Source organism: Allobosea sp. GW823-FHT01F03 (genome assembly GCF_058798075.1).
Map to the genome: position 1 here is coordinate 1,914,748 of NZ_CM179505.1, position 17,894 is coordinate 1,932,641.

At 67.9% G+C, this 17,894-nt stretch carries 16 protein-coding genes; 5 read left to right on the forward strand and 11 right to left on the reverse strand.

Annotation, left to right across the window (positions count from 1 at the left end):
* Window positions 1–3: 3 nt before the first annotated feature.
* Together AC3RCC_RS08910 and ribA are read right to left on the reverse strand one after the other, a co-directional pair.
* Window positions 4–2,400 (reverse strand): glycosyltransferase family protein, encoded by a 2,397-nt coding sequence (locus AC3RCC_RS08910; RefSeq protein WP_492258206.1) that lies wholly within the window; start codon window positions 2,398–2,400, stop codon window positions 4–6.
* 67 nt (window positions 2,401–2,467) lie between these two features.
* Window positions 2,468–3,595, reverse strand: a complete 1,128-nt coding sequence (gene ribA, locus AC3RCC_RS08915) for a GTP cyclohydrolase II RibA (RefSeq protein WP_492258207.1) — start codon at window positions 3,593–3,595, stop codon at window positions 2,468–2,470.
* A 269-nt stretch (window positions 3,596–3,864) separates the two neighbouring features.
* Between ribA and AC3RCC_RS08920 the strand changes: the two genes are divergently transcribed.
* Window positions 3,865–4,449, forward strand: coding sequence for a cytochrome b (locus tag AC3RCC_RS08920; protein ID WP_492258208.1), 585 nt, complete (start codon window positions 3,865–3,867; stop codon window positions 4,447–4,449).
* Window positions 4,450–4,452: 3 nt separating this feature from the next.
* Here AC3RCC_RS08920 and AC3RCC_RS08925 read toward each other — a convergent pair whose 3' ends face one another.
* Window positions 4,453–4,908, reverse strand: coding sequence for an NUDIX domain-containing protein (locus AC3RCC_RS08925; RefSeq protein ID WP_291633256.1), 456 nt, complete (start codon window positions 4,906–4,908; stop codon window positions 4,453–4,455).
* A 176-nt stretch (window positions 4,909–5,084) separates the two neighbouring features.
* Between AC3RCC_RS08925 and AC3RCC_RS08930 the strand changes: the two genes are divergently transcribed.
* Together AC3RCC_RS08930 and AC3RCC_RS08935 are read left to right on the forward strand one after the other, a co-directional pair.
* Window positions 5,085–5,225, forward strand: a complete 141-nt coding sequence (locus AC3RCC_RS08930; RefSeq protein ID WP_291633257.1) for a hypothetical protein — start codon at window positions 5,085–5,087, stop codon at window positions 5,223–5,225.
* Window positions 5,226–5,308: 83 nt separating this feature from the next.
* Complete coding sequence (locus AC3RCC_RS08935; RefSeq protein ID WP_492258209.1) at window positions 5,309–6,205, forward strand: metallophosphoesterase family protein; 897 nt, start codon at window positions 5,309–5,311, stop codon at window positions 6,203–6,205.
* Between the two features lie 147 nt (window positions 6,206–6,352).
* On the opposite strand, the gene AC3RCC_RS08940 is transcribed toward AC3RCC_RS08935, so the two are convergent.
* Entirely contained in the window at window positions 6,353–7,099 is a 747-nt protein-coding gene (locus AC3RCC_RS08940; protein WP_291647234.1) for a glucose 1-dehydrogenase, read from the reverse strand.
* A gap of 225 nt (window positions 7,100–7,324) precedes the next feature.
* Between AC3RCC_RS08940 and AC3RCC_RS08945 the strand changes: the two genes are divergently transcribed.
* Window positions 7,325–8,431: a linear amide C-N hydrolase gene (locus tag AC3RCC_RS08945; protein ID WP_492258210.1), complete on the forward strand. Its 1,107-nt coding sequence runs from the start codon at window positions 7,325–7,327 to the stop codon at window positions 8,429–8,431.
* Window positions 8,432–8,495: 64 nt separating this feature from the next.
* On the opposite strand, the gene AC3RCC_RS08950 is transcribed toward AC3RCC_RS08945, so the two are convergent.
* The gene (locus AC3RCC_RS08950) at window positions 8,496–10,304 is read right to left on the reverse strand and encodes an ABC-F family ATP-binding cassette domain-containing protein (protein WP_492258211.1); all 1,809 of its coding nucleotides are present in this window, start codon (window positions 10,302–10,304) and stop codon (window positions 8,496–8,498) included.
* Window positions 10,305–10,433: 129 nt separating this feature from the next.
* On the opposite strand from AC3RCC_RS08950, the gene AC3RCC_RS08955 reads away from it, so the two are divergent.
* The gene (locus AC3RCC_RS08955) at window positions 10,434–10,790 is read left to right on the forward strand and encodes a hypothetical protein (RefSeq protein ID WP_492258212.1); all 357 of its coding nucleotides are present in this window, start codon (window positions 10,434–10,436) and stop codon (window positions 10,788–10,790) included.
* 99 nt (window positions 10,791–10,889) lie between these two features.
* Here AC3RCC_RS08955 and AC3RCC_RS08960 read toward each other — a convergent pair whose 3' ends face one another.
* The 6 genes from AC3RCC_RS08960 to mdoH all read right to left on the reverse strand — a co-directional run bounded on the left by AC3RCC_RS08960 (window position 10,890) and on the right by mdoH (window position 17,836).
* Window positions 10,890–11,933, reverse strand: a complete 1,044-nt coding sequence (locus AC3RCC_RS08960) for an acyltransferase family protein (protein WP_492258213.1) — start codon at window positions 11,931–11,933, stop codon at window positions 10,890–10,892.
* A gap of 61 nt (window positions 11,934–11,994) precedes the next feature.
* On the reverse strand, window positions 11,995–13,002 hold the full coding sequence (locus AC3RCC_RS08965; protein WP_492258214.1) for a glucokinase: 1,008 nt from the start codon (window positions 13,000–13,002) through the stop codon (window positions 11,995–11,997).
* Window positions 12,999–13,778 carry a 2-oxo-tetronate isomerase gene (gene otnI, locus AC3RCC_RS08970; RefSeq protein ID WP_291633270.1) on the reverse strand — a complete coding sequence of 260 codons (780 nt, stop codon included), beginning with the start codon at window positions 13,776–13,778 and terminating at the stop codon, window positions 12,999–13,001. The genes AC3RCC_RS08965 and otnI overlap by 4 nt, the downstream gene beginning before the upstream one ends.
* Window positions 13,779–14,105: 327 nt before the next feature.
* Window positions 14,106–15,089, reverse strand: coding sequence for a hypothetical protein (locus AC3RCC_RS08975; RefSeq protein ID WP_492258215.1), 984 nt, complete (start codon window positions 15,087–15,089; stop codon window positions 14,106–14,108).
* A 165-nt stretch (window positions 15,090–15,254) separates the two neighbouring features.
* On the reverse strand, window positions 15,255–16,013 hold the full coding sequence (locus AC3RCC_RS08980; RefSeq protein ID WP_492258216.1) for an FkbM family methyltransferase: 759 nt from the start codon (window positions 16,011–16,013) through the stop codon (window positions 15,255–15,257).
* A complete protein-coding gene (mdoH, locus tag AC3RCC_RS08985; RefSeq protein ID WP_492258217.1) occupies window positions 16,010–17,836 on the reverse strand; it encodes a glucans biosynthesis glucosyltransferase MdoH in 1,827 nt (608 codons plus the stop codon). The genes AC3RCC_RS08980 and mdoH overlap by 4 nt, the downstream gene beginning before the upstream one ends.
* Window positions 17,837–17,894 lie beyond the last annotated feature (58 nt).

Consider the following 17,894-nt stretch of genomic DNA (forward strand, 5'->3'; position numbering starts at 1 on the left):
CCTTCACACTGGCGGGGGGTTCGCCTCGCGGACCCGCTGGCCGATCGCCCGGAAGAGCCCGTCGAAGGGGCGGAAGGTGAAGCGGATGGTCGAGCGGCCGGGCGGCACCTGCACGGCGCGGAAGATCACATTGGCCCGCAGCAGTTCAGCCGGCTTGCCGTCGACCTCGACCTGCCACCAGGGCTGCCAGACATCGTTGAGGACGACGAAGCCGCCGGCGGGCGCGTCGGCCTCGAGCGTGACGTCGGTGGTGCCGTAGTCGCGAATGCTCACCGTGCCCGGCCCGGCCGGGCCGCCCGGCAGCCTCGGCGGCGTTCTGTCGAGCAGCACGGTGCGCCGCGGATCGAACCCCGCCGGCCATTGCCCACTCTTCAATATGGCGTCGAAATCGGCCTGCTGCGCGTTCGTGACGAGCAGGACGCGCGGCAGGGCCCGCGGATTCTCGTAGACGAAGGCGTCGGCGGTGCGGGCGATCTGGACGAGGTCGCCGGGCTTGAGCGCCTTGTCGATCTGCTCCACCGGCACGCCGGTGGCGATGAAGCGCAGGCCGAGCATGTCGGCGAGCAGCGAGCGATAGGACGGCATCAGCGCCGAGAAAGTGCGCTGGTCGGGCAAAGCGACATGGTCGCCGGCGCCGGTGGCGGCGCTGTAGAGTCCGAGCCGCAGCGGATTGTAGCCGAGTGTATTGTCGAGGCCGTGGACCAGGCTCGCATTGGGCCAGTGGAAGTCGATGCCGGCGAGCTCGATGCGGTCGCGGCGATCCGGGCCGGCGGTGCGCGTGGTCTCGCGCTTGAGCAGGGCGATGGTCTCGTTGGCGCTGTCGGCGCGCAGCACTTCGTAGCGCGAGGACGGCAGGGCGGTCGACTCGCTCGGCCCGTTATTGACCGAGAGATCGATGGTCATGGTCATCGCGAGGATCAGCGTGGCGGCCATGCCGGCGCCCTGCAGAGCGAGGCCGCGCGCTGCGACGAGCGCTCCGGCGACCAGCAGCAGGCAGAGCAGGGCGGTGATCAGCGGCAAGGCGGCGACGCCGAGCCGGCCGGTCGTCCAGGCCAGCCAGATGGCGAGGCCGAAGGCGGCGCCGAGCAAGGCGGCTTCCAGAGCGATCTGCCAGCGCCGGGGACGCGGCGCGGTGTCGGTCAGGACGAGATGGGTGAAGTAGCCGCCGAGAATGGCGAAGAGTGCGCCGAGGATGAAGAGCGCGTCGGCCGGCCGGCGATAGAGGTCGAGGCCGGGCAGTGCCGAAAAGAGGATCTGGAAGCCGGGCGTATAGCGCCCGAGCGCGTAGATGAGCACGACGATGGCCGCGACGCTCAGCGCCACGATCTCCCGTCGCCAGAGGCCGCCGCGGACGACGCCGACGCCGACGATCATCAGCAGCGGCAGCAGGCCGAGATAGAGCTCGCTCATATTGCGGGCGAGATAGAGATCGACCGCACCGAAGCGGGCTTCCCAGGCCGGGCTCGGCGGCCCCCAGAAATTCTCCAGCGGGCCGGCGGCGCCATAGAGATTGGCGACCAGCCCGGTGAGCAGCGAGGCCGGATGCAGCGAGCCCTTGCCGGCGCCGGCGAAGTCGATCGCCGGCCGGTTCGATTCCTGCGCCAGGAAGGCGGTGAGCAGGATCGGTATGGCGGCGACCAGCACGGCGCCGAGCACGCCGAGGCACAGCGGCATCAGGCTGCCTTTGAGGGCGCGCAGCGGCTGCTTCGCCATGGCGATCGCGGCGATGACGAGCCCGGCGAGGACATAGACGCCGATCAGCGCGACCTGGTCGCGCCCGAGCACCATGAAGCCGGCCACGATGCCGGCGAAGAAGCCATAGCCCCAGGAGCCGCGCTCCAGAGCGCGCGAGAGCAGCAGCAATGTGATGGCGAAATAGGCAAGGCTCAGCACCTGCCCGACATGCTGGATGCGCCAGGCGGCCGAAGCCCCGAAGGCGAAGGCGAGGGCGCAGACCACGGCGCCGCCGGGGTGCCAGTCGCGGTCGCGGAAGAGCAGGACGAGGCAGAGCGCGCCGACCAGGAGCGAGCCGAGCAGCGCCCCGTCGCTCCAGCGGAAATCCGGCGTCGGATTGAGCAGGGCGATCAGCGCGAAGGGCGGCGAGAAGATCAGGGATTGCGGATCTGCGACCTGCGGCGAGCCGGCGAAGACGAAGGGCGTCCAGAACGGCGACAGCCCCTTGTGCAGGGCGCTGGCGAGGAACTGGAGCTGCGGGTGGAAATGCGCCTTGGCATCCCAGGGCACGGTCATGACCCCGGACAGCCAGGGCCAGGACAGAGCGAGCCAGGCGGCGCCGACGATCAGGAGGACCTTGGCGACAGGCCAGGGCGCGCTCACCGCCGCGAGATCGGACCGTTCTTGCTCGGGCAGCTTCTGCTTGGACCGCTTCTGTTCGGACATGGCGGCTTCCTGCCCCAGGCCCCGTGCCGGATCAATGCCCGGCACGGGCTCGCTGCCTGGCGCGAGGTCAATCCTTCGGGGCGGCACGCGCCATCAGCGCGTCCATATCGATGAAATGGCCGGCCCGGTCGCGCTTCGAGGCGAGATAGCGGACATTGTGGATATTCGGGCGGCCGAGGACGCGCTGGGTCGCGGCGACTTCGAGCCCGGCGGCCTTGATCGCACCGACCTTGAGCGGATTGTTGGTCAGCGCCGTGACGCTGCTGACGCCGAGCTGCTTCAGCATCTCCGCGGCGAAGTCGAAATGGCGCTGGTCGAGATCGAAGCCGAGCACTTCGTCGGCGTCGTAGGTGTCCCAGCCCTGGCTCTGCAGCTTGTAGGCACGCATCTTGTTGGAGATGCCGTTGCCGCGGCCTTCCTGGTCGAGATAGAGCAGGATGCCGCCCTCGTTCTGGGCCATCCACTCGACCGTCTCGCGCAACTGGTCGCCGCAATCGCATTTCAGCGAGCCGAACAGGTCGCCGGTCAGGCAGGCGGAATGCAGGCGCACCGGCACGGCGGCCGAGAGGTCCGGCTTGCCGACGATGATCGCGACCTGATCGCGCAGGCCCTCGCCGCCGCGGAAGACCACGAATTCGGTATCGGGAGCGCCTTCCAGCGGCACCGGCGCGCGGCCGACGATGGCGAGCGTCGCGACTTGCGCCGCGCGGTAGCCGTTGATCGCGGCGATGCTGACCTCGACCAGCGGTTCGCCGGCGATCTGCGCTGCGGTGACCGGCACCAGGATGATGGCGGGCAGCACGAGCGAAAGCCCGGCGAGTTCGAGCGCCGCGGCGTCGAGCGCATTGGCGGGACCGACCGGCGCATCGACGCGCGCATCGATCCTGAGGGCGAGGGTCTCGACGCGGGCGACGTCGATCGCGGGCATGGCGAGGACACCGGTCTCGCTGCGGCCCTTGGCGCCGAGGCGGCGCAGGCGCGCGGCGCTCAGCACCAGCCTGGCGTTACCTTCGGCAAGCGTGTCGAGCCGGCCGGCGATCTCGGCATCGGCCAGTTCGGCCGAGAGCGCCAGCGCCAGGTTCTCGCCATCGCGCAGCAGGACGGGACGGCCGGCCCGAAACTCGGCGAGCGCCCGGTCGACGGTTATGATCTCGGTTTCGCCGGGACGGCCGAAAAGCGTACGCGACTTAGGCATGGCTGCGTCCGTCAGATTGCGCCGGCTGGCGGCGGAGGAGATGGTCTTATACGTTCGTTTCGGCGGGACGGGTGCCGTCCGGCGCAATACGGCGTAGCTACAACTTGTCCGGGCTTGCGTGGTTCCCAAAAGCGTGAGGTCGGGCGGATTTCCGGCGAATGTCGACCGCCGGCCGAGCGAGTGCAAGATGGCCTATTAAAAGCGCGACATTGAACGCGAGATGAATGCTGGTGCCGACCCTGACGGGGCAATAGGGGGGTGGGAGCAAGATGTGGCAGCCACGGGATCCCGCCATCGCGGCGAAAGCTCGGCCCGAGGTCTACAGCACAACGGCGCGACGGTTCCATTGGCTGACCGTCGCGGCGGTCTTCGTGATGATCCCGCTCGGCTTCGGCATGACCTATCGCGGCAATACGCTCGATATCTGGGACGGGCTGACCAACGGGCTCTATTCCGCGCATAAATTGTTGGGTTTCCTCGTGCTTTGGCTCACGGCCGGACGTTTGGCCTATCGGCTTCTGCACGGCGCACCATCTGACGAGCCGACGCTGGCATGGTGGCAGAAGGCCGGCTCGCACCTCGTTCACTGGGCACTTTACGGGCTGCTTCTCGTCGTGCCCTTGCTGGGCTGGATCGGCGTTTCGCTGTTTCCGGCGCTGACGATCTTCGACCTGTTCAACCTGCCGGCCCTGGCCGGGCCCGACGAGGCGGCGGCCAAGCGCGTGCTCGCGCTGCATGGCTGGCTGGCAATTCTGCTGGCACTGACGATCGCCGGCCATATCGGTGCGGCGCTCTACCACTATTTCATCCGCCGGGACGGGGTGTTGCGGCGCATGCTGCCAGGGCTGAGATAGGCCTCACCAGCGTTCGTCGACCGGGGCGCCCGCCGTGATCTCGGCGAGCCGCCGGCGGGTGCCGGGCGTCGTGCCCTCCGGCAGTGCGGACAGCGCGAAGAAGCCGGCTTCGGCGATCTCGAAATCGGGCTGCTTCGGCGCGGTCCGTGTGAAATCACGGATGATGAAGACCGCGACATGGTCGCGCCGCGAGCTCTCGCCGCTCAGGAACAGGCCGTGCAGCACGGCGGGCCCGATGATCTCGATATTGGCTTCCTCACGCAGTTCCTTGCCGATTGCCGTGGCGACGGTCTCCCCTGGCTCGACGCCGCCGCCGGGCAGATGCCAGCCGGGGGTGTAGGTGTGGCGAACGAGGAAAATCTCGCCGGCTTCGTTCAGGACAGCGGCGCGCACGCCGAGGGTCAGGCCGCGGCTCAAGCGAAAATACAGGTGCAGGGCCCAGCCGAACAGGCGCCGCATCGGCCGCGGTAGCCTGTCGATCGGCGCGGGTCGGCTCCTCTGTGGGGATGAGGAATTGCTCATCGGGGCGGCATTTTCTCAAGCTTGATGATTGATCTATGCGACAGGCGCATATCAGACCTCTGTTTGCTCTCGAGTTCCAACACAAACGCGCCGCAAATCAGGAAGATAAGGCGATGGTCACCGCTGGGGAATTCGCCATGCTGCTCGCCTTCATCACCTCCTGGTTTCAGGCCAAGCCCGCCTTCGTCTGGAAGCCGGCGCTGACCCTGACCGATCCGCGCATCGTCTCGGAACTGACCGACTCGCTCAACTGAGCCGGTCCGCGATCCTGCGTCACATTCATCCAATCTTGCGTCCACGCTTGACTGCGCCCGCCTGCTGAGGGCAAGCGCAAGGTGTGTTCACGCTTGCGCATCTGTCGGACCCGCATCTCGGGCCGCTCGCCCGGTTCTCCCTGCGGGAGCTGATCGGCAAGCGCGCGACCGGCTATGTCAACTGGCGGCGCAAGCGTCGCCACGCCCATGACATGGAAATCCTCGGGCTGATCGTCGCCGACATCCTGGCGCAGAAGCCCGACCATATCGCCTGCACCGGCGACGTCTCGCATATCGGCCTGCCGAACGAGTTCAAGACGGCGCTGGCCTTCCTCGACACGCTCGGCCCGCGCGACAAGGTCTCCTTCGTCCCCGGCAATCACGACGCCTATGCCCGCTCCTCGCTGCAGGCCCTGGCCGGCGAACTCGGCCCCTGGTGCGCCAGCGACGATGGCGAGCCCGGCTATCCTTGGTATCGCCGGCGCGGCCCGGTCGCGCTGATCGGCATGAACACCGGCATCCCGACGATGCCGCTGATGGCGACCGGCCGCGTCGGCCCGGCCCAGATCGTCATGGCCGAGAAGCGCCTGGCGCAGGCCAAGGCCGAGGGACTGATCCGCGTCATCCTGATCCATCACCCGCCCTATGTCGGCGGTGCCCGGCGCACCCGCGAACTGCTCGACGCACCGGCTTTCGAGGCGATGCTGGCCCGTGTCGGCGCCGACCTCGTCCTGCACGGCCATAATCATCGTTTCTCGCTGGCCTGGCGGCCAGGGGCCGGTCGCGATGTGCCGATCGTCGGCGTGCCCTCGGCCTCGATCGGGCCGCGCGGCCATGGCGAGCTCGCCTCCTGGCATCTCTTGCGGATCGAGGGAACGGCGGAGGCGCCGGCGATCACGCTGGAGCGCCGCGGCTTCGACCTCGACGGCACGGTGAAGCTGCAGCAGACAATGCCGCTGACCGGCGGCGGGATCGTCTGACGTTCCAGCAGTCTCTTAGCCCTCATCCCGAGGAGGCCGCTCAGCGGCCGTCTCGATGGATGCTCTAGGCGGGGTGGAAGTCGCTGAAGCATCCTTCGAGACGCAGCCTAAGGGCTGCTCCTCAGGATGAGGTGAGCTGTATGTTCGTCAGACGCAGCGGCCGCCGTCGACCGCCAGCACCGAGCCGGTGACCATTTCGGATTCGTCCGAGCACAGGAACAGCGCGGCATTGGCGATGTCCTGCGGTGTCGAGAAGCGGCCCCAGGGAATCGTCGCGGTGAAGGCCTTGCGCTTTTCCGGCGTGTCCTCGCCCATGAAGGTCGCGAGCAGCGGCGTCTCGCCGGCGACGGGCGCGATGGCGTTGACGCGGATCCGGTCGGGGGCGAGCTCGACCGCCATCGACTTCGAGAGCAGGTTCGCGGCGCCCTTCGAGCCGTTGTACCAGGTCAGGCCGGGGCGGGGCCGGACCCCGGCCGTCGAGCCGATGTTGAGGATGACGCCGCCGCCATGCTCGCGGAAATGCGGCACCGTCGCCTTGGCCATCAGGAAGATCGATTTGACGTTGACGTCGAAGACGCGATCGAACTCGGCCTCGCTGACATCAAGCATGGGCTGGTTGCGGTGGCTGATGCCGGCATTGTTGACGACGATGTCGAGCCGTCCGAAACGCTTGATCACGCGGGCGACGGCGCTGTCGACGCTGCGGGCCTTGCCGACATCGCAGGCGACCGCAAAGGCCTTGCGGCCGATCGCCTTGGCGGCCTCTTTCGCCTTGTCGCCGTTGATGTCGAGCACGGCGACGCGCGCGCCTTCGCGCACGAAGGTCTCGGCGATGCCGAAGCCGAACCCTTGCGCCGCGCCGGTGATCAGCGCGGTCTTGCCCTTCAGTCTCATGGTGTTTCCTCGGAATTCTTCGTGTCCGTGGAGTTTGGGGCGTTTTGCCGGCCGGGATAAATAGGCTTTCGCGATCGGGCGGATAGAAAAAAGGTATGGGCTGCCGGGCAGGGCGGGCCCGTAACCGCGGCCGGATCGTCGGGCACGCCTTGCAGCTCCGGCATGCAGGGATGTCTCGGCATTGTCAGGTTGTCGGCGCTAGGATGCGTTTCCGAGACGACCATCATGAGAATGCCTATGACCAGACTATCCCATCGCCCGGATCAGCGGCCGCAGCTTGCGCGGCGCCGCATCACGGCCTTGGCGCTTGCCGCCACCCTTTTCGCGGATTCGGCCGCGCAGGCCTGCACGCGTCTGGTCTATTTCGGTGCCGAGGGGCGAAACCTGACGGCGCGCTCGATGGACTGGAAGAGCGACGTCGCGACCAATCTCTGGATCCTGCCCCGCGGGATCGAGCGCAATGGCGAAGCCGGGCCGAATTCGTTCAAATGGACGGCGAAATATGGCAGCGTCATCGCCTCCGGCTACGACATCTCGACGACAGACGGCGTCAACGAGGCCGGGCTTTCGGCCAATCTGCTCTGGCTGGTGGAATCGGAGTATCCGAAGTTCGACGCAGGGTCGAAGCCGGGCCTGACCATTGCCGCCTGGGCCCAGTACGTTCTCGACAGCTTCGGCACCGTGGCGGAGGCCGTGGAGGCCTTGCGCAAGGAGCCTTTCACGATCGTCACCGATGCTGTGCCGGGCGAGACGCGGCTTGCGACGCTGCACCTTTCGATATCGGACGCGACGGGCGACAGCGCGATCGTCGAATATATCGGCGGCCGCCAGGTGATCCACCATGACCGGGCCTATCAGGTCATGACCAATTCGCCGATCTTCGACCAGCAGCTCGCGCTCAACACATACTGGAAGCAGATCGGCGGCACAGCGATGCTGCCCGGCACCAATCGCGCCTCCGACCGCTTCGCCCGCGCCTCGTTCTACGTCAACGCGATCCCGAAATTCGAGGACCCCGACCGCGCCGTCGCCGGCGTCTTCAGCGTCATCCGCAATGTCTCGGTGCCGTTCGGGCTGACGACGCCGGACCAGCCGAACATCTCCTCGACGCGCTGGCGAACCGTCGTCGACCATGCGCGAAAGCTGTATTTCTTCGAATCCGCGCTGACGCCGAACACCTTCTGGGTCGATTTGAAACAGGCCGACTTTTCGCCTGCCGGCGGTGTCCGCAAGCTCGATCTCGGCAAGGACCAGACCCAGATCTATTCCGGCAACGCCACTGCCCGTTTCGTTCCGGCCAAGCCGTTTCCGTTCCTTGGCAAGAACCCGTAACTCGTGCGCTTTCGACGCCGGTCAGGGTGCTCTCGGCCGGCGTCTGCGCTCGAACGAAGCGCGCTCAGGCGCCGATCTCCTCGCGTAGCATTTCCAGCTCGAGCCAGCGTTCCTCGGCCTCGGCGATCTCGCGCGTCACCTCGTCGAGCCGTGTCGTCGCCTTGGCGAAGAGCTTTGGGTCGCGGGTGTAGAGATCGCCGGCCAGCGCGGTATTGAGCTTGCCGGCCTCGGCCTGCAGCTTCTCGATCTGCTGGGGCAGGGTCTTCAGCGCGTGCTGCTCGTTGAACGACAGCTTGCGTTTCGACGTTGCCGCAGTTGTTGTGGCAGACTTGGCGGTTTCCGACGCAGCTGCCTTTACCGGTACGGCCCGCGCCTTGGCGCCGACGCCGCGGCCGCGCTGGGCCAGCATGTCGGAATAGCCGCCGGCGAATTCGGTCCAGATGCCGTCGCCATCCGAGATCAGGGTCGAGGAGACGACGCGGTCGAGGAAATCGCGGTCGTGGCTGACCAGCAGCACGGTGCCGGCATAGTCGGCGAGCAGTTCCTGCAGGAGGTCGAGCGTCTCGATGTCGAGATCGTTGGTCGGCTCGTCCAGCACCAGGAGGTTGGAGGGTTTCGCCAGGGCACGGGCCAGCATCAGCCGGCCGCGCTCGCCGCCCGAGAGTGCGCCGACGGCGGTGCCGCGCTGGATCGGCTGGAACAGGAAGTCCTTCATATAGCTGATGACATGGCGCGGCTGGCCGCCGACCATGACCTGGTCCGAGCCGCCGCCGGTCAGCGCGTCACCGAGCGGCGTTGCCGGGTCGAGGCTTTCGCGGCGCTGGTCGAGCGTCACCATTTCAAGCGAAGCGCCGAGCTTGATCTTGCCTGAATCCGGAGCAAGCGCGCCGGTCAGCAGGTTGATCAGCGTGGTCTTGCCGGCGCCGTTGGGGCCGACGATGCCGATGCAATCGCCGCGGGCGACGCGCATCGAGAAGTTCCGGACGATCGGCTTGTCGCCATAGCTCTTGGAGACGTCGACTGCCTCGATCACCAGCTTGCCCGAGGCCTGCGCCTCGCTGGCCTCCAGCCGGACCGAGCCGACGGCATGGCGGGCGGTCCGGCGCTGGTCGCGCAGGGCGTGGAGCTCACCGAGACGACGCTGGTTGCGGGTGCGACGCGCGCTGACGCCGTAGCGCAGCCAGTCCTCCTCGCGGGCGATCTTGCGGTCGAGCTTATGGCGGTCGAGCTCCTCCTGCGCCAGCACCTCGTCGCGCCAGGCCTCGAACTCACCGAAGCCGCGCTCGACGCGCCGGGTCACGCCGCGGTCGAGCCAGATCGTGGCGCGCGAGAGCGAGCTCAGGAAGCGGCGGTCATGGCTGATCAGCACCATGGCCGAGCGCAGCGATTTCAGCTCCTGCTCGAGCCATTCGATCACCGGCAGGTCGAGATGGTTGGTCGGCTCGTCGAGCAGGAGGATGTCGGGCTCGGGTGCGAGCACGCGGGCGAGCGCGGCACGGCGGGATTCGCCGCCCGACATGCTGGCCGGGTCTTCCTCGCCGGTCAGGCCGAGTTCCTCGACGAGATAACGGGCGCGATAGGGATCGTCGCCCGGCCCGAGGCCGGCCTCGACATAGGCGAGCGAGGTCTTGTAGCCGGAGAAATCGGGCTCCTGCGGCAGATAGCGCACGGTCGCACCGGGCTGCAGGAAGCGATCGGCGCTGTCGGGCTCGACGATGCCGGCGGCGATCTTCAGCAGCGTCGACTTGCCGGAGCCGTTGCGGCCGACCAGGCAGACCCGCTCGCCGGCGGAAACCGCGATCTCGGCCCCTTCGAGCAGCGGGTGGCCGCCGAAGGTCAGAGCAACGTCGCGGAGATGCAGCAGGGGGGCCATGGCGTTCCTTTGATGTCAGGCCGCCCGGATAGACCGCCCGGCGGGTGCTGTCACCTCCGGCAAGGGGTTGCCTGTCCCTGAATCCATTATAGGATACAAATCGTATCTCTTGGTGGATGGATGCTTCTCGTGAGACAGCCGACCCCTCGCAAGCCCCGCAGCGCCCGCATCGGTGACAATGGCGGTCCGCCGCTGGAGGAGAAAAGGCGCGAGCCGGAGAGCGGCAAGGGCGAGATCGGCCGCTATTTCGACTGGCGTTTCGCCCATCGCCAGGCCTGGAAGAAGCCGCGAGAGATCGCGCTCAGGCGTCAGGAGCGGGCCGAGACGCTGGGGCTCACCTATGAGGAATATACCCTCGAAGTGCTGGAGCGCGGCTATTTCCCGCAGCCGGAGCATGTCGAGACGATCGTCGCCAAGCGGCCACAGCGCCGGCGCGACGGCGGCGTGGTCGGGCAGTCGCTCAAGGGCATGCGGCTGAAGACGTAGCGGGTGTCATACTCGACGGAGCGCAGCGCAGATCCGAGAAACTCAGGACTGGCGGGCTGGCTTCCGAGATGATCGGGCAAGCCCGACCGTGGCGCAACGTCAGGCGCGCAGCAGGCGCCGCAACAGCTTCGTCATCGGCTTCTCGAACCAGCGATAGACCGCAAGGGCTGCGAGGACGGCGGCCAGCAAGGCCGCGACGACGAAGAATCCCGTCGCTCCGGGGGCGATACGCAGGAAGAGCTCGCGCATGGCCCGCATGGCGAAGGGGTGGACGAGGTAAAGCGCGTAGGAGGCGTCGCCGAGCCGGGCGAGCTGGCGCACCAGCGCCGAAGGGGCCGACTGGCCGCGCCCGCAGGCCGCGGCAGTGACGAGGAGCAGCGCGGCCGGACCGCGAAAAGCGAGCGAACCCCAGGGCGTCTGCGCCCACTCGCTGGCGGTCGCCGCGACCAGGATCGCCACGCCCGCGACGACCATCAGCCAGCGCAGGCGGCCTTCGAGACGCAGACCATGGTTCCGCAGCAGCGCGATCGCCATGCCACCGGCGAATTCGAGCACGATCGGCTGGCCCCAGAAGCCGAAGGGCAGGGGCAGGGGGACCGCCGCTTGCGTGGCGACGAGGCCGAACAGCGCGAGCGCAGTCGCCGGCACGACCAGGCGCGCTGGGAGCAGCAGGGCCGCGCCGAACAGCGCGTAGAACAGCATCTCGTAGTTCAGCGTCCAGCCCAGCGAATAGACCGGCTGGATCTCGCCGACCGCATTGGGCAGGGGCCAGAACAGATAGGAGCCGAGGATCTGCCCGGCACCCGGCGCGCCCGAATTCAGCAGGGCCGGCGAGGCGAGCATCACCAGCAGGAAGAGCGTCGTCGCCGCCCAGTAGAGCGGCACGATCCGGGCGATGCGCCGCGCGAGGAACAGGCGCGCGCTGCCCGTCTGGCCGAACAGGCCGGAGGAGGCGTGCACCATGATGAAGCCGGAGATGACGAAGAACAGGTCGACGCCGGCGTTCCAGGGCAGGATGTCCGAAGGCGAGAAGGCCGTGCCGGCCCGGCCGGCCAGGAAGACGGCGTCGGACTGGACATGGTGCACGGCGACCATCAGTGCCGCGAAGGCGCGCAGGACCTGGATGCCGTAGAGCTGGGACAAGGTGGGGGCGGCTCGGAAGCGGGAAAAGGAGCGCTGCGGCGTCAGGCGAGCCGCAGCACTTTCACGCAAACCACAACCGGGCGGGGTCGTCGAGCCCGAAACGTGCCGGTTCGCAGGCAATCGCGGCGGCGCCACGTTCGGCGGCGGCTTCGGCGGTGATCACATGCAGCGCAAAACGCGCGGCGAGGTCCTCGACCGGCGGCTTGCTGCTGAAGACAGCCTGGAGCGTCGCCTTGTCGGCGAGCGGCAGGATGCGCGGAGCGATGCCGCCGGCGAGATAGACCCCGCCGGTCGCCTTCAAGGCGAGCGCCAGATCGCCGGCGACGCGGGCGAGCAGCCGCCAGAAGCAGATCACCGCCATCAGCGCGGCGGGGTTGCCGTCAAGGGCGAGGGTGGTGACGTCGGCGGCGCTGATATCCGGTTCCGCGAGTCCCGATTGCTGCGCGACTGCCCGGTGGAAGCGGACGAGCCCGTCACCACGCAGCAGCGCCTCGATCGTGACGCGTGGCAATCCTTCCGATAGGGCCGGCCAGAGCTTCACCTCCGCCGGATCCTCCGGGCCGATGCCGATATGCCCGCATTCGGTGGGGACGAGCACGCTCGCCTCGCCGCGCCGCAGCAAAGCAGCGGCGCCGAAGCCGGTGCCGGGGCCGAGCACCAGCCGCGGCCCCGTCGCTTCCGGCTGGCCGGGGACCAGCGTGACGACATCCTCTGCGCCGAGCACGGCGAGCGCCGCCGCCAGCGCCTCGAAATCATTGACCAGCAGGCCCTGCTCGAGCCGCAGCGCCTGCGCCAGTTTCGGCCCGTCGAAATACCAGCCGGCATTGGTCAGCTGGGCGGAATGGCCATAGAGCGGGCCTGCGACCGCCAGAACCGCCGAGCGCGGCCTGGTGTGCAATGTCGAAAGGGCCGATTCCAGCGCCTGTTCCGGGGTCGGAAAGGCGCCGGTGCTGATGCGGGCGAGCGCTTCCGGCGCCGCACCATGCTCCGCCAGCAGCGACAGCCGGCAGTTCGTGCCGCCGATATCGGCGATCAGGACGGGGCAGGGCAGGGCGACGGCGGGGATCAAGCGCGCCTCTTCCAGGGTGCGAACCAGCCGAGCCCTTCCAGCGTCCCGGCGCGGGGGCGGTATTCGCAGCCGACGCAGCCGGCATAGCCGAGCGAGTCGAGCTGGGCGAAGAGCTTCGCATAGTCGGGCTTGGTGCCGTCGGGCTCGTGCCGGCCTTCGGCATTGGCGATCTGAACATGGCCGACGAGCGGGTAGAGCGCTTCGAGGCGGGCGCCGACATCGCCATGGATCAGCTCGCAATGGTACATGTCGAACTGCAATTTGACGTTGGGCCGGCCGGATTCGCGGACATAGGCCGCCGCCTGGTCGAAATCATTCAGGAAGTAGCCCGGCATGTCCTTGCCGTTGATCGGCTCGAGCAGCAGGTCGATGCCGTGCTCGCCGAGCTTGTCGGCGGCATAGGCGATCGAGGCGCGATAGGCCTTCTGAGCTGCCGGGTCCTTGGGGTCGGCATGGCCGGCCATCATGTGCAGGCGCTTGACGCCGGTCTCATGGACGTAGGCGAGAGCGGTCTCGATGCCGGCGCGGAACTCCGCCTCGCGGCCGGGGATCGCCGCCATGCCGCGCTCGCCATTGTTCCAGTCGCCGGGCGGCAGGTTGAACAAGGCCTGCTCCAATTCGCCGCCGGCTAGCGCAAGACCGACCTTCTCCGCCGGGTGTTCATAAGGGAAGAGGAACTCGACGGCGTCGAAACCGGCATCCGAGGCCGCCTTGAAGCGGTCGAGGAAGGCCCATTCGTTGAACATCATCGAGAGATTGGCGGCAAAGCGAGGCATGAAGGTCTCTTCAGTGGATTCAGCCGAGGCAAGCTAGTCCGATCCGTCGGCCGCGTCATGTCGATAACGCGACTGGTGGCACTCCGTTCCGGAATGCACGGTCTGCACTCGCGGTTGCCGGGGCTCAAAGGCAGCCAGGGAGACCCACGCGGCGAGCGAAGCCGGCCAGCGCTGCGCCAAAGGCGAGGCTCAGGGTGGTGGTGTCCGTGAGCCTGCCTGTCCGATCACTCACCTTCGTATCAGGGCACTGGTCGTCCCGGGCGACCGGATCGGCGCCGCTGACGCGGCTTGTCCGGGATGACCGTCGAGGGAGCCGCTCGAGTGACGCTATTTCTTCGCCTCCGGTTTGGCCGGCGGGTTCGGGTTCTTCGAGAAGCCGCGGAAGACCATGTCGGGCGAGGAGGTGTTGTGACGCGAATGGGTGGCGCGACCCATCCAGACATCGGTCGCCTTGCCGCCGGCGAAGGGCATCAGCGCTTCCTCGCGCCAGCCCTTGGCGCCGGGCTCGCGGATGGCGATGCGGGCGACGTCGTTGTTGAACTCGGTGACATACATCGAGCGCAGCGCGGCGAAGGCCTTGCCGCCGGTCACCGGCCTGTCGAGCACGGCGTCAAGCACCATGCGGTCCTGGTCGACGCTGTCGAGCTTGAGCGTGCCGGAGGAGCCGTCCTTGAAGGCGAGGTTGAAGGAGAGCGTCTTCGGGTCGAAGGCGATCTCCTTGATGTTGACGACAGGACGCGCGCCGTCCTGCTCGATTGGCCCGAACAGGAAGGAGGAGCCATAAGCGGCGGCGGAGAGCTGCGGCGGCGGCAGCGGCCGGACGCGCCAGTAGCCGTCCTGCGGGTAGACCACCAGCACCTCATAGGAGCCGGTCTTGCCGAGCTTCCAGAGCTGGACGAGGTGCAGGCCCTTCTCGACACGGTCTCCGACCCGGAAGGTCGTGTCGGCCGGGCGCCAGAAGCTCTCGAAAGTGTAGCCGACCAGCCAGTACTCGATGCTCTCGTAGAAGGTGATGCGCTGCGGCGGCACCGGCGCCTTGTGGACGGGATCGCCGCTCATGTCGCAATCGGTCCAGTCGGCGTCCCAGTTGTCGCGCTGGAGGCCGACGATATAGGCCGGATGGGCGGCCTCGATGCGGAAACGCCGGACCTCGGGCGAGATCGCCTTGATGGTGACGTTGTCCTTCTCGGCACAGAGCACCGGCTCCGACTCGTTCTTTACCTCGACGGCGACGTCGCTGGCGGCATGGCCGGTGGCGGCCGAGATCAGCAAAGCGAGCGAAATGGCGAGCGGGCGGGCGAGGCTGAGCATGTCCATCCTTCGGAAACGGTATCGAGCCGCCATGGTGGGCAGGGCGAGATGAACACAGGCTGGCTGGCGCCGGCCCGCATCCCAAGGCTTCATAAAGAACGCCGTGCGCTGGTGAAAGCGCGTGGCGATACCGTCTTGCCGGTCAGGCCGCTCGGATCGCCGCCGTCAGCCCGGCAGCATCGCGTAGACGTCGCCGGAATTCGCGGAATGCGGCAGCCCGCGCAGATAGCTGCCCATCGTCTCGGCGTCGACCGCCTTCGGGAAGACCAGAATCTGGCTTTCGCCGAGCGCGACATTGAAGCGATAGGGGCCGAGCGCCGCGACCAAAGCGAGGCAGGCCTCGGCGACGTCGCGCTGGATGGTGGTGAACTCGAAGGAGAGTGCCGGAACCGGCCGCGTCAAGCCGGCGAGGACATGAGCCTCGAAGCCCTCGACGTCGATCTTGATGAAGGCCGGCATACCGTGCTGGCCGATCAGCGTGTCGAGCGTGGTGCAGGGCACCTCGAGCTCGCGATCCCAGATTTGCTCGCGCCAGCCATCGGCGTCGACGGCGGCGCCGACGAAATCGGTCGAGACGGTCGAGACCGTCGGGTTGGCGCTGTTGACCTTCAGCGTCACCATGCCCGGCCGGTCGCCGCAGGCCGCTTCGACCAGGGTGACGTCGGGATCGCGGCCATGGATCAGGCGGATGGCGCGGGCCGGTCCGGGCTGCGGTTCGAGCGCGACGACGCGGGCGCCGAGCCGGCGGAAGCTGGAGATGCGGTCGCCGACATGCGAGCCGATGTCGAAGGCAAGGTCGCCAGCCTTCAGGAAGCGCGCATAGAGCGCGTCCATGGCGGCGTTGCGGGCGCTGTCGCCATGGTAGACGCGCAGCGAGCGCGACAGGCTCTTCGCCGTGCCCTTAGGGTAGGCGACCGGCTTCATTTCGGCTCATCCGCCTGGATGGCGACGAGCTCGGGCGGCGGATCGAAATCCTCGGGGATGCCGCAAAGGCCCCGGCGCGCGAACCAGCGCCCGAGCGCCGGCGAGGCGGTCAGCATGGCGAAGGGGATCGCGAGGACATAGCCGGCCGTCAGCGGCAGCGACCAGATCAGCACGGTCGGCGAGAGCAGAGCGAGCGTGCCGAAAATGTAGAGGCCGAAGAGCAGATGCGGCCACAGGCCTTCGAAGGCGGTGGCGAGCGAGAGCGCATGGGCGTCGCGTGCCTGGCCGTTCCAGCCGATCCTCGCCTTGCCGAAGGCGAGGCCGACCATGAAGATCGTGGTGCGGAAGGTCGAGACCGCGCCTTGCAGGAAGGCGAAGACGATCTCGATCAGCGAGGAGACGACGAAGCGGACGGTGCCGCCATAGCGCTTCGTGCCGCCCTTGCTGAGCAGGATATCGGCAAAGCCGGCGAGCTTCGGCGAGAGATACATCGCGAAGAACAGGACATAGAGGAAGGCGGCGAAGCTGGCCGGATAGGCAGCGAGGCCGCGATCCTGCCAGACCTTGAGCGGCAGCAGCGCGATCATCAGCGTCCAGGCCGGCAGGCCGATGAACATCAGGATCGCCCAGGCGAGCTGGAAGCGGCTCATGATTTTGAGCCCGGGGATGTCCATCAGCTTGAGATATTGCAGGTTGCCGAGACACCAGCGCAGGTCGCGCCTTGCGAATTCGAGCATGGTCGGCGGATTCTCCTCCCAGCTGCCCATCTCGACCGGCAGCACGCGGACCTCGTAGCCGGCGCGGCGCATCAAGGTCGCCTCGACCTGGTCATGGCTCATGACATGGCCGCCGAGCGGCGGGCCGCCGGGGAGCACCGGCAGATGGCATGCGTCGCGGAAGGGCGCGATCCGAACCATGGCGTTATGGCCCCAGAAGGGGCCGCAATCGCCGATCCACCAGGCCGATCCCATGGTGTAGGGGCGCATGCCGTGGCGCATGCCGAACTGGAAGATGCGCGCGAAGGCGGATTTGCTGGGCATGCCGACGACGAGGCTCTGCAGGATGCCGAGCTTCGGCCAGGCCTGCATCATCCGGGTCAAGGCGAGGATGGCCGGACCCGACATCACCGAATCGGCGTCGAGCGGCAGCATCAGCTCGTAGCGGTCGCCCCAGCGCTCGCAGAAGTCGCGGACATTGCCGGCCTTGTAGCCGGTGTTGTCGGTCCGGCGGCGATAGGTCAGGCGCGAGGTGTCGCCGATCCTGGCGGCGAAGGCGGCGGCGAGCTTCTCCTCGGCTGCGGCGACCGCCGGGTCGTCGGTGTCGGAGAGCACGAAATAGTCGAACCAGGCGCCTTGGCCGGTGGAGTCGAGGCTCTGCTTGACGATGGCGAGCCGGCGGAAGGCACGGGCGGGGTCCTCGTTGCGCAGGGTCATCAGGATCGCCGTGCGGATGGCGAGCGGGGTCGCCTCGTCGCCGGCCGCCGCGAAGGGCGCGACGCGTTCGAGCCCGTCCTCGACGCCATGCAGCAGCCAGAGACCGATCGCGGCGTTCCAGAAGCCGAGCACCGTCCAGGGCGCACCGAACAGGAAGGCGATGAAGATCACGATGTCGGCGAGGCTCCAGCCGCCGGCCGAGAGCACATGGACAAGGCCGTAGAGCAGGGCGGCGAGCGTCGCGAGGTTGAGGCCTGCGACCAGCAGCCGGCGCAGGCGCAGGGTCGCGATGCGCTGCAGGCCGGCTGGCGTGAAGCCAGAGCCGTGGCCGGCATCATTGCGCTCTTGCGCCGTCGCCTGGAACGTGTTCGGACCGGGGCGCTGGTTCATGGCGGTCTCTGTCATGCGATGGGCCGGGCGGAAGCTGGCAGGGAACGTCGCGGAGGGG

Coding starts and splice junctions, on each gene's coding strand:
- AC3RCC_RS08945 (WP_492258210.1), top strand. CDS start 7,325: ATGAGAATGCCTATGACCAGACTATCCCATCGCCCGGATCAGCGGCCG.
- AC3RCC_RS08980 (WP_492258216.1), bottom strand. CDS start 16,013: ATGAAGCCGGTCGCCTACCCTAAGGGCACGGCGAAGAGCCTGTCGCGC.
- AC3RCC_RS08920 (WP_492258208.1), top strand. CDS start 3,865: ATGTGGCAGCCACGGGATCCCGCCATCGCGGCGAAAGCTCGGCCCGAG.
- otnI (WP_291633270.1), bottom strand. CDS start 13,778: ATGCCTCGCTTTGCCGCCAATCTCTCGATGATGTTCAACGAATGGGCC.
- AC3RCC_RS08930 (WP_291633257.1), top strand. CDS start 5,085: ATGGTCACCGCTGGGGAATTCGCCATGCTGCTCGCCTTCATCACCTCC.
- AC3RCC_RS08910 (WP_492258206.1), bottom strand. CDS start 2,400: ATGTCCGAACAGAAGCGGTCCAAGCAGAAGCTGCCCGAGCAAGAACGG.
- AC3RCC_RS08940 (WP_291647234.1), bottom strand. CDS start 7,099: ATGAGACTGAAGGGCAAGACCGCGCTGATCACCGGCGCGGCGCAAGGG.
- ribA (WP_492258207.1), bottom strand. CDS start 3,595: ATGCCTAAGTCGCGTACGCTTTTCGGCCGTCCCGGCGAAACCGAGATC.
- AC3RCC_RS08950 (WP_492258211.1), bottom strand. CDS start 10,304: ATGGCCCCCCTGCTGCATCTCCGCGACGTTGCTCTGACCTTCGGCGGC.
- AC3RCC_RS08975 (WP_492258215.1), bottom strand. CDS start 15,089: ATGCTCAGCCTCGCCCGCCCGCTCGCCATTTCGCTCGCTTTGCTGATC.
- AC3RCC_RS08925 (WP_291633256.1), bottom strand. CDS start 4,908: ATGCGGCGCCTGTTCGGCTGGGCCCTGCACCTGTATTTTCGCTTGAGC.
- mdoH (WP_492258217.1), bottom strand. CDS start 17,836: ATGAACCAGCGCCCCGGTCCGAACACGTTCCAGGCGACGGCGCAAGAG.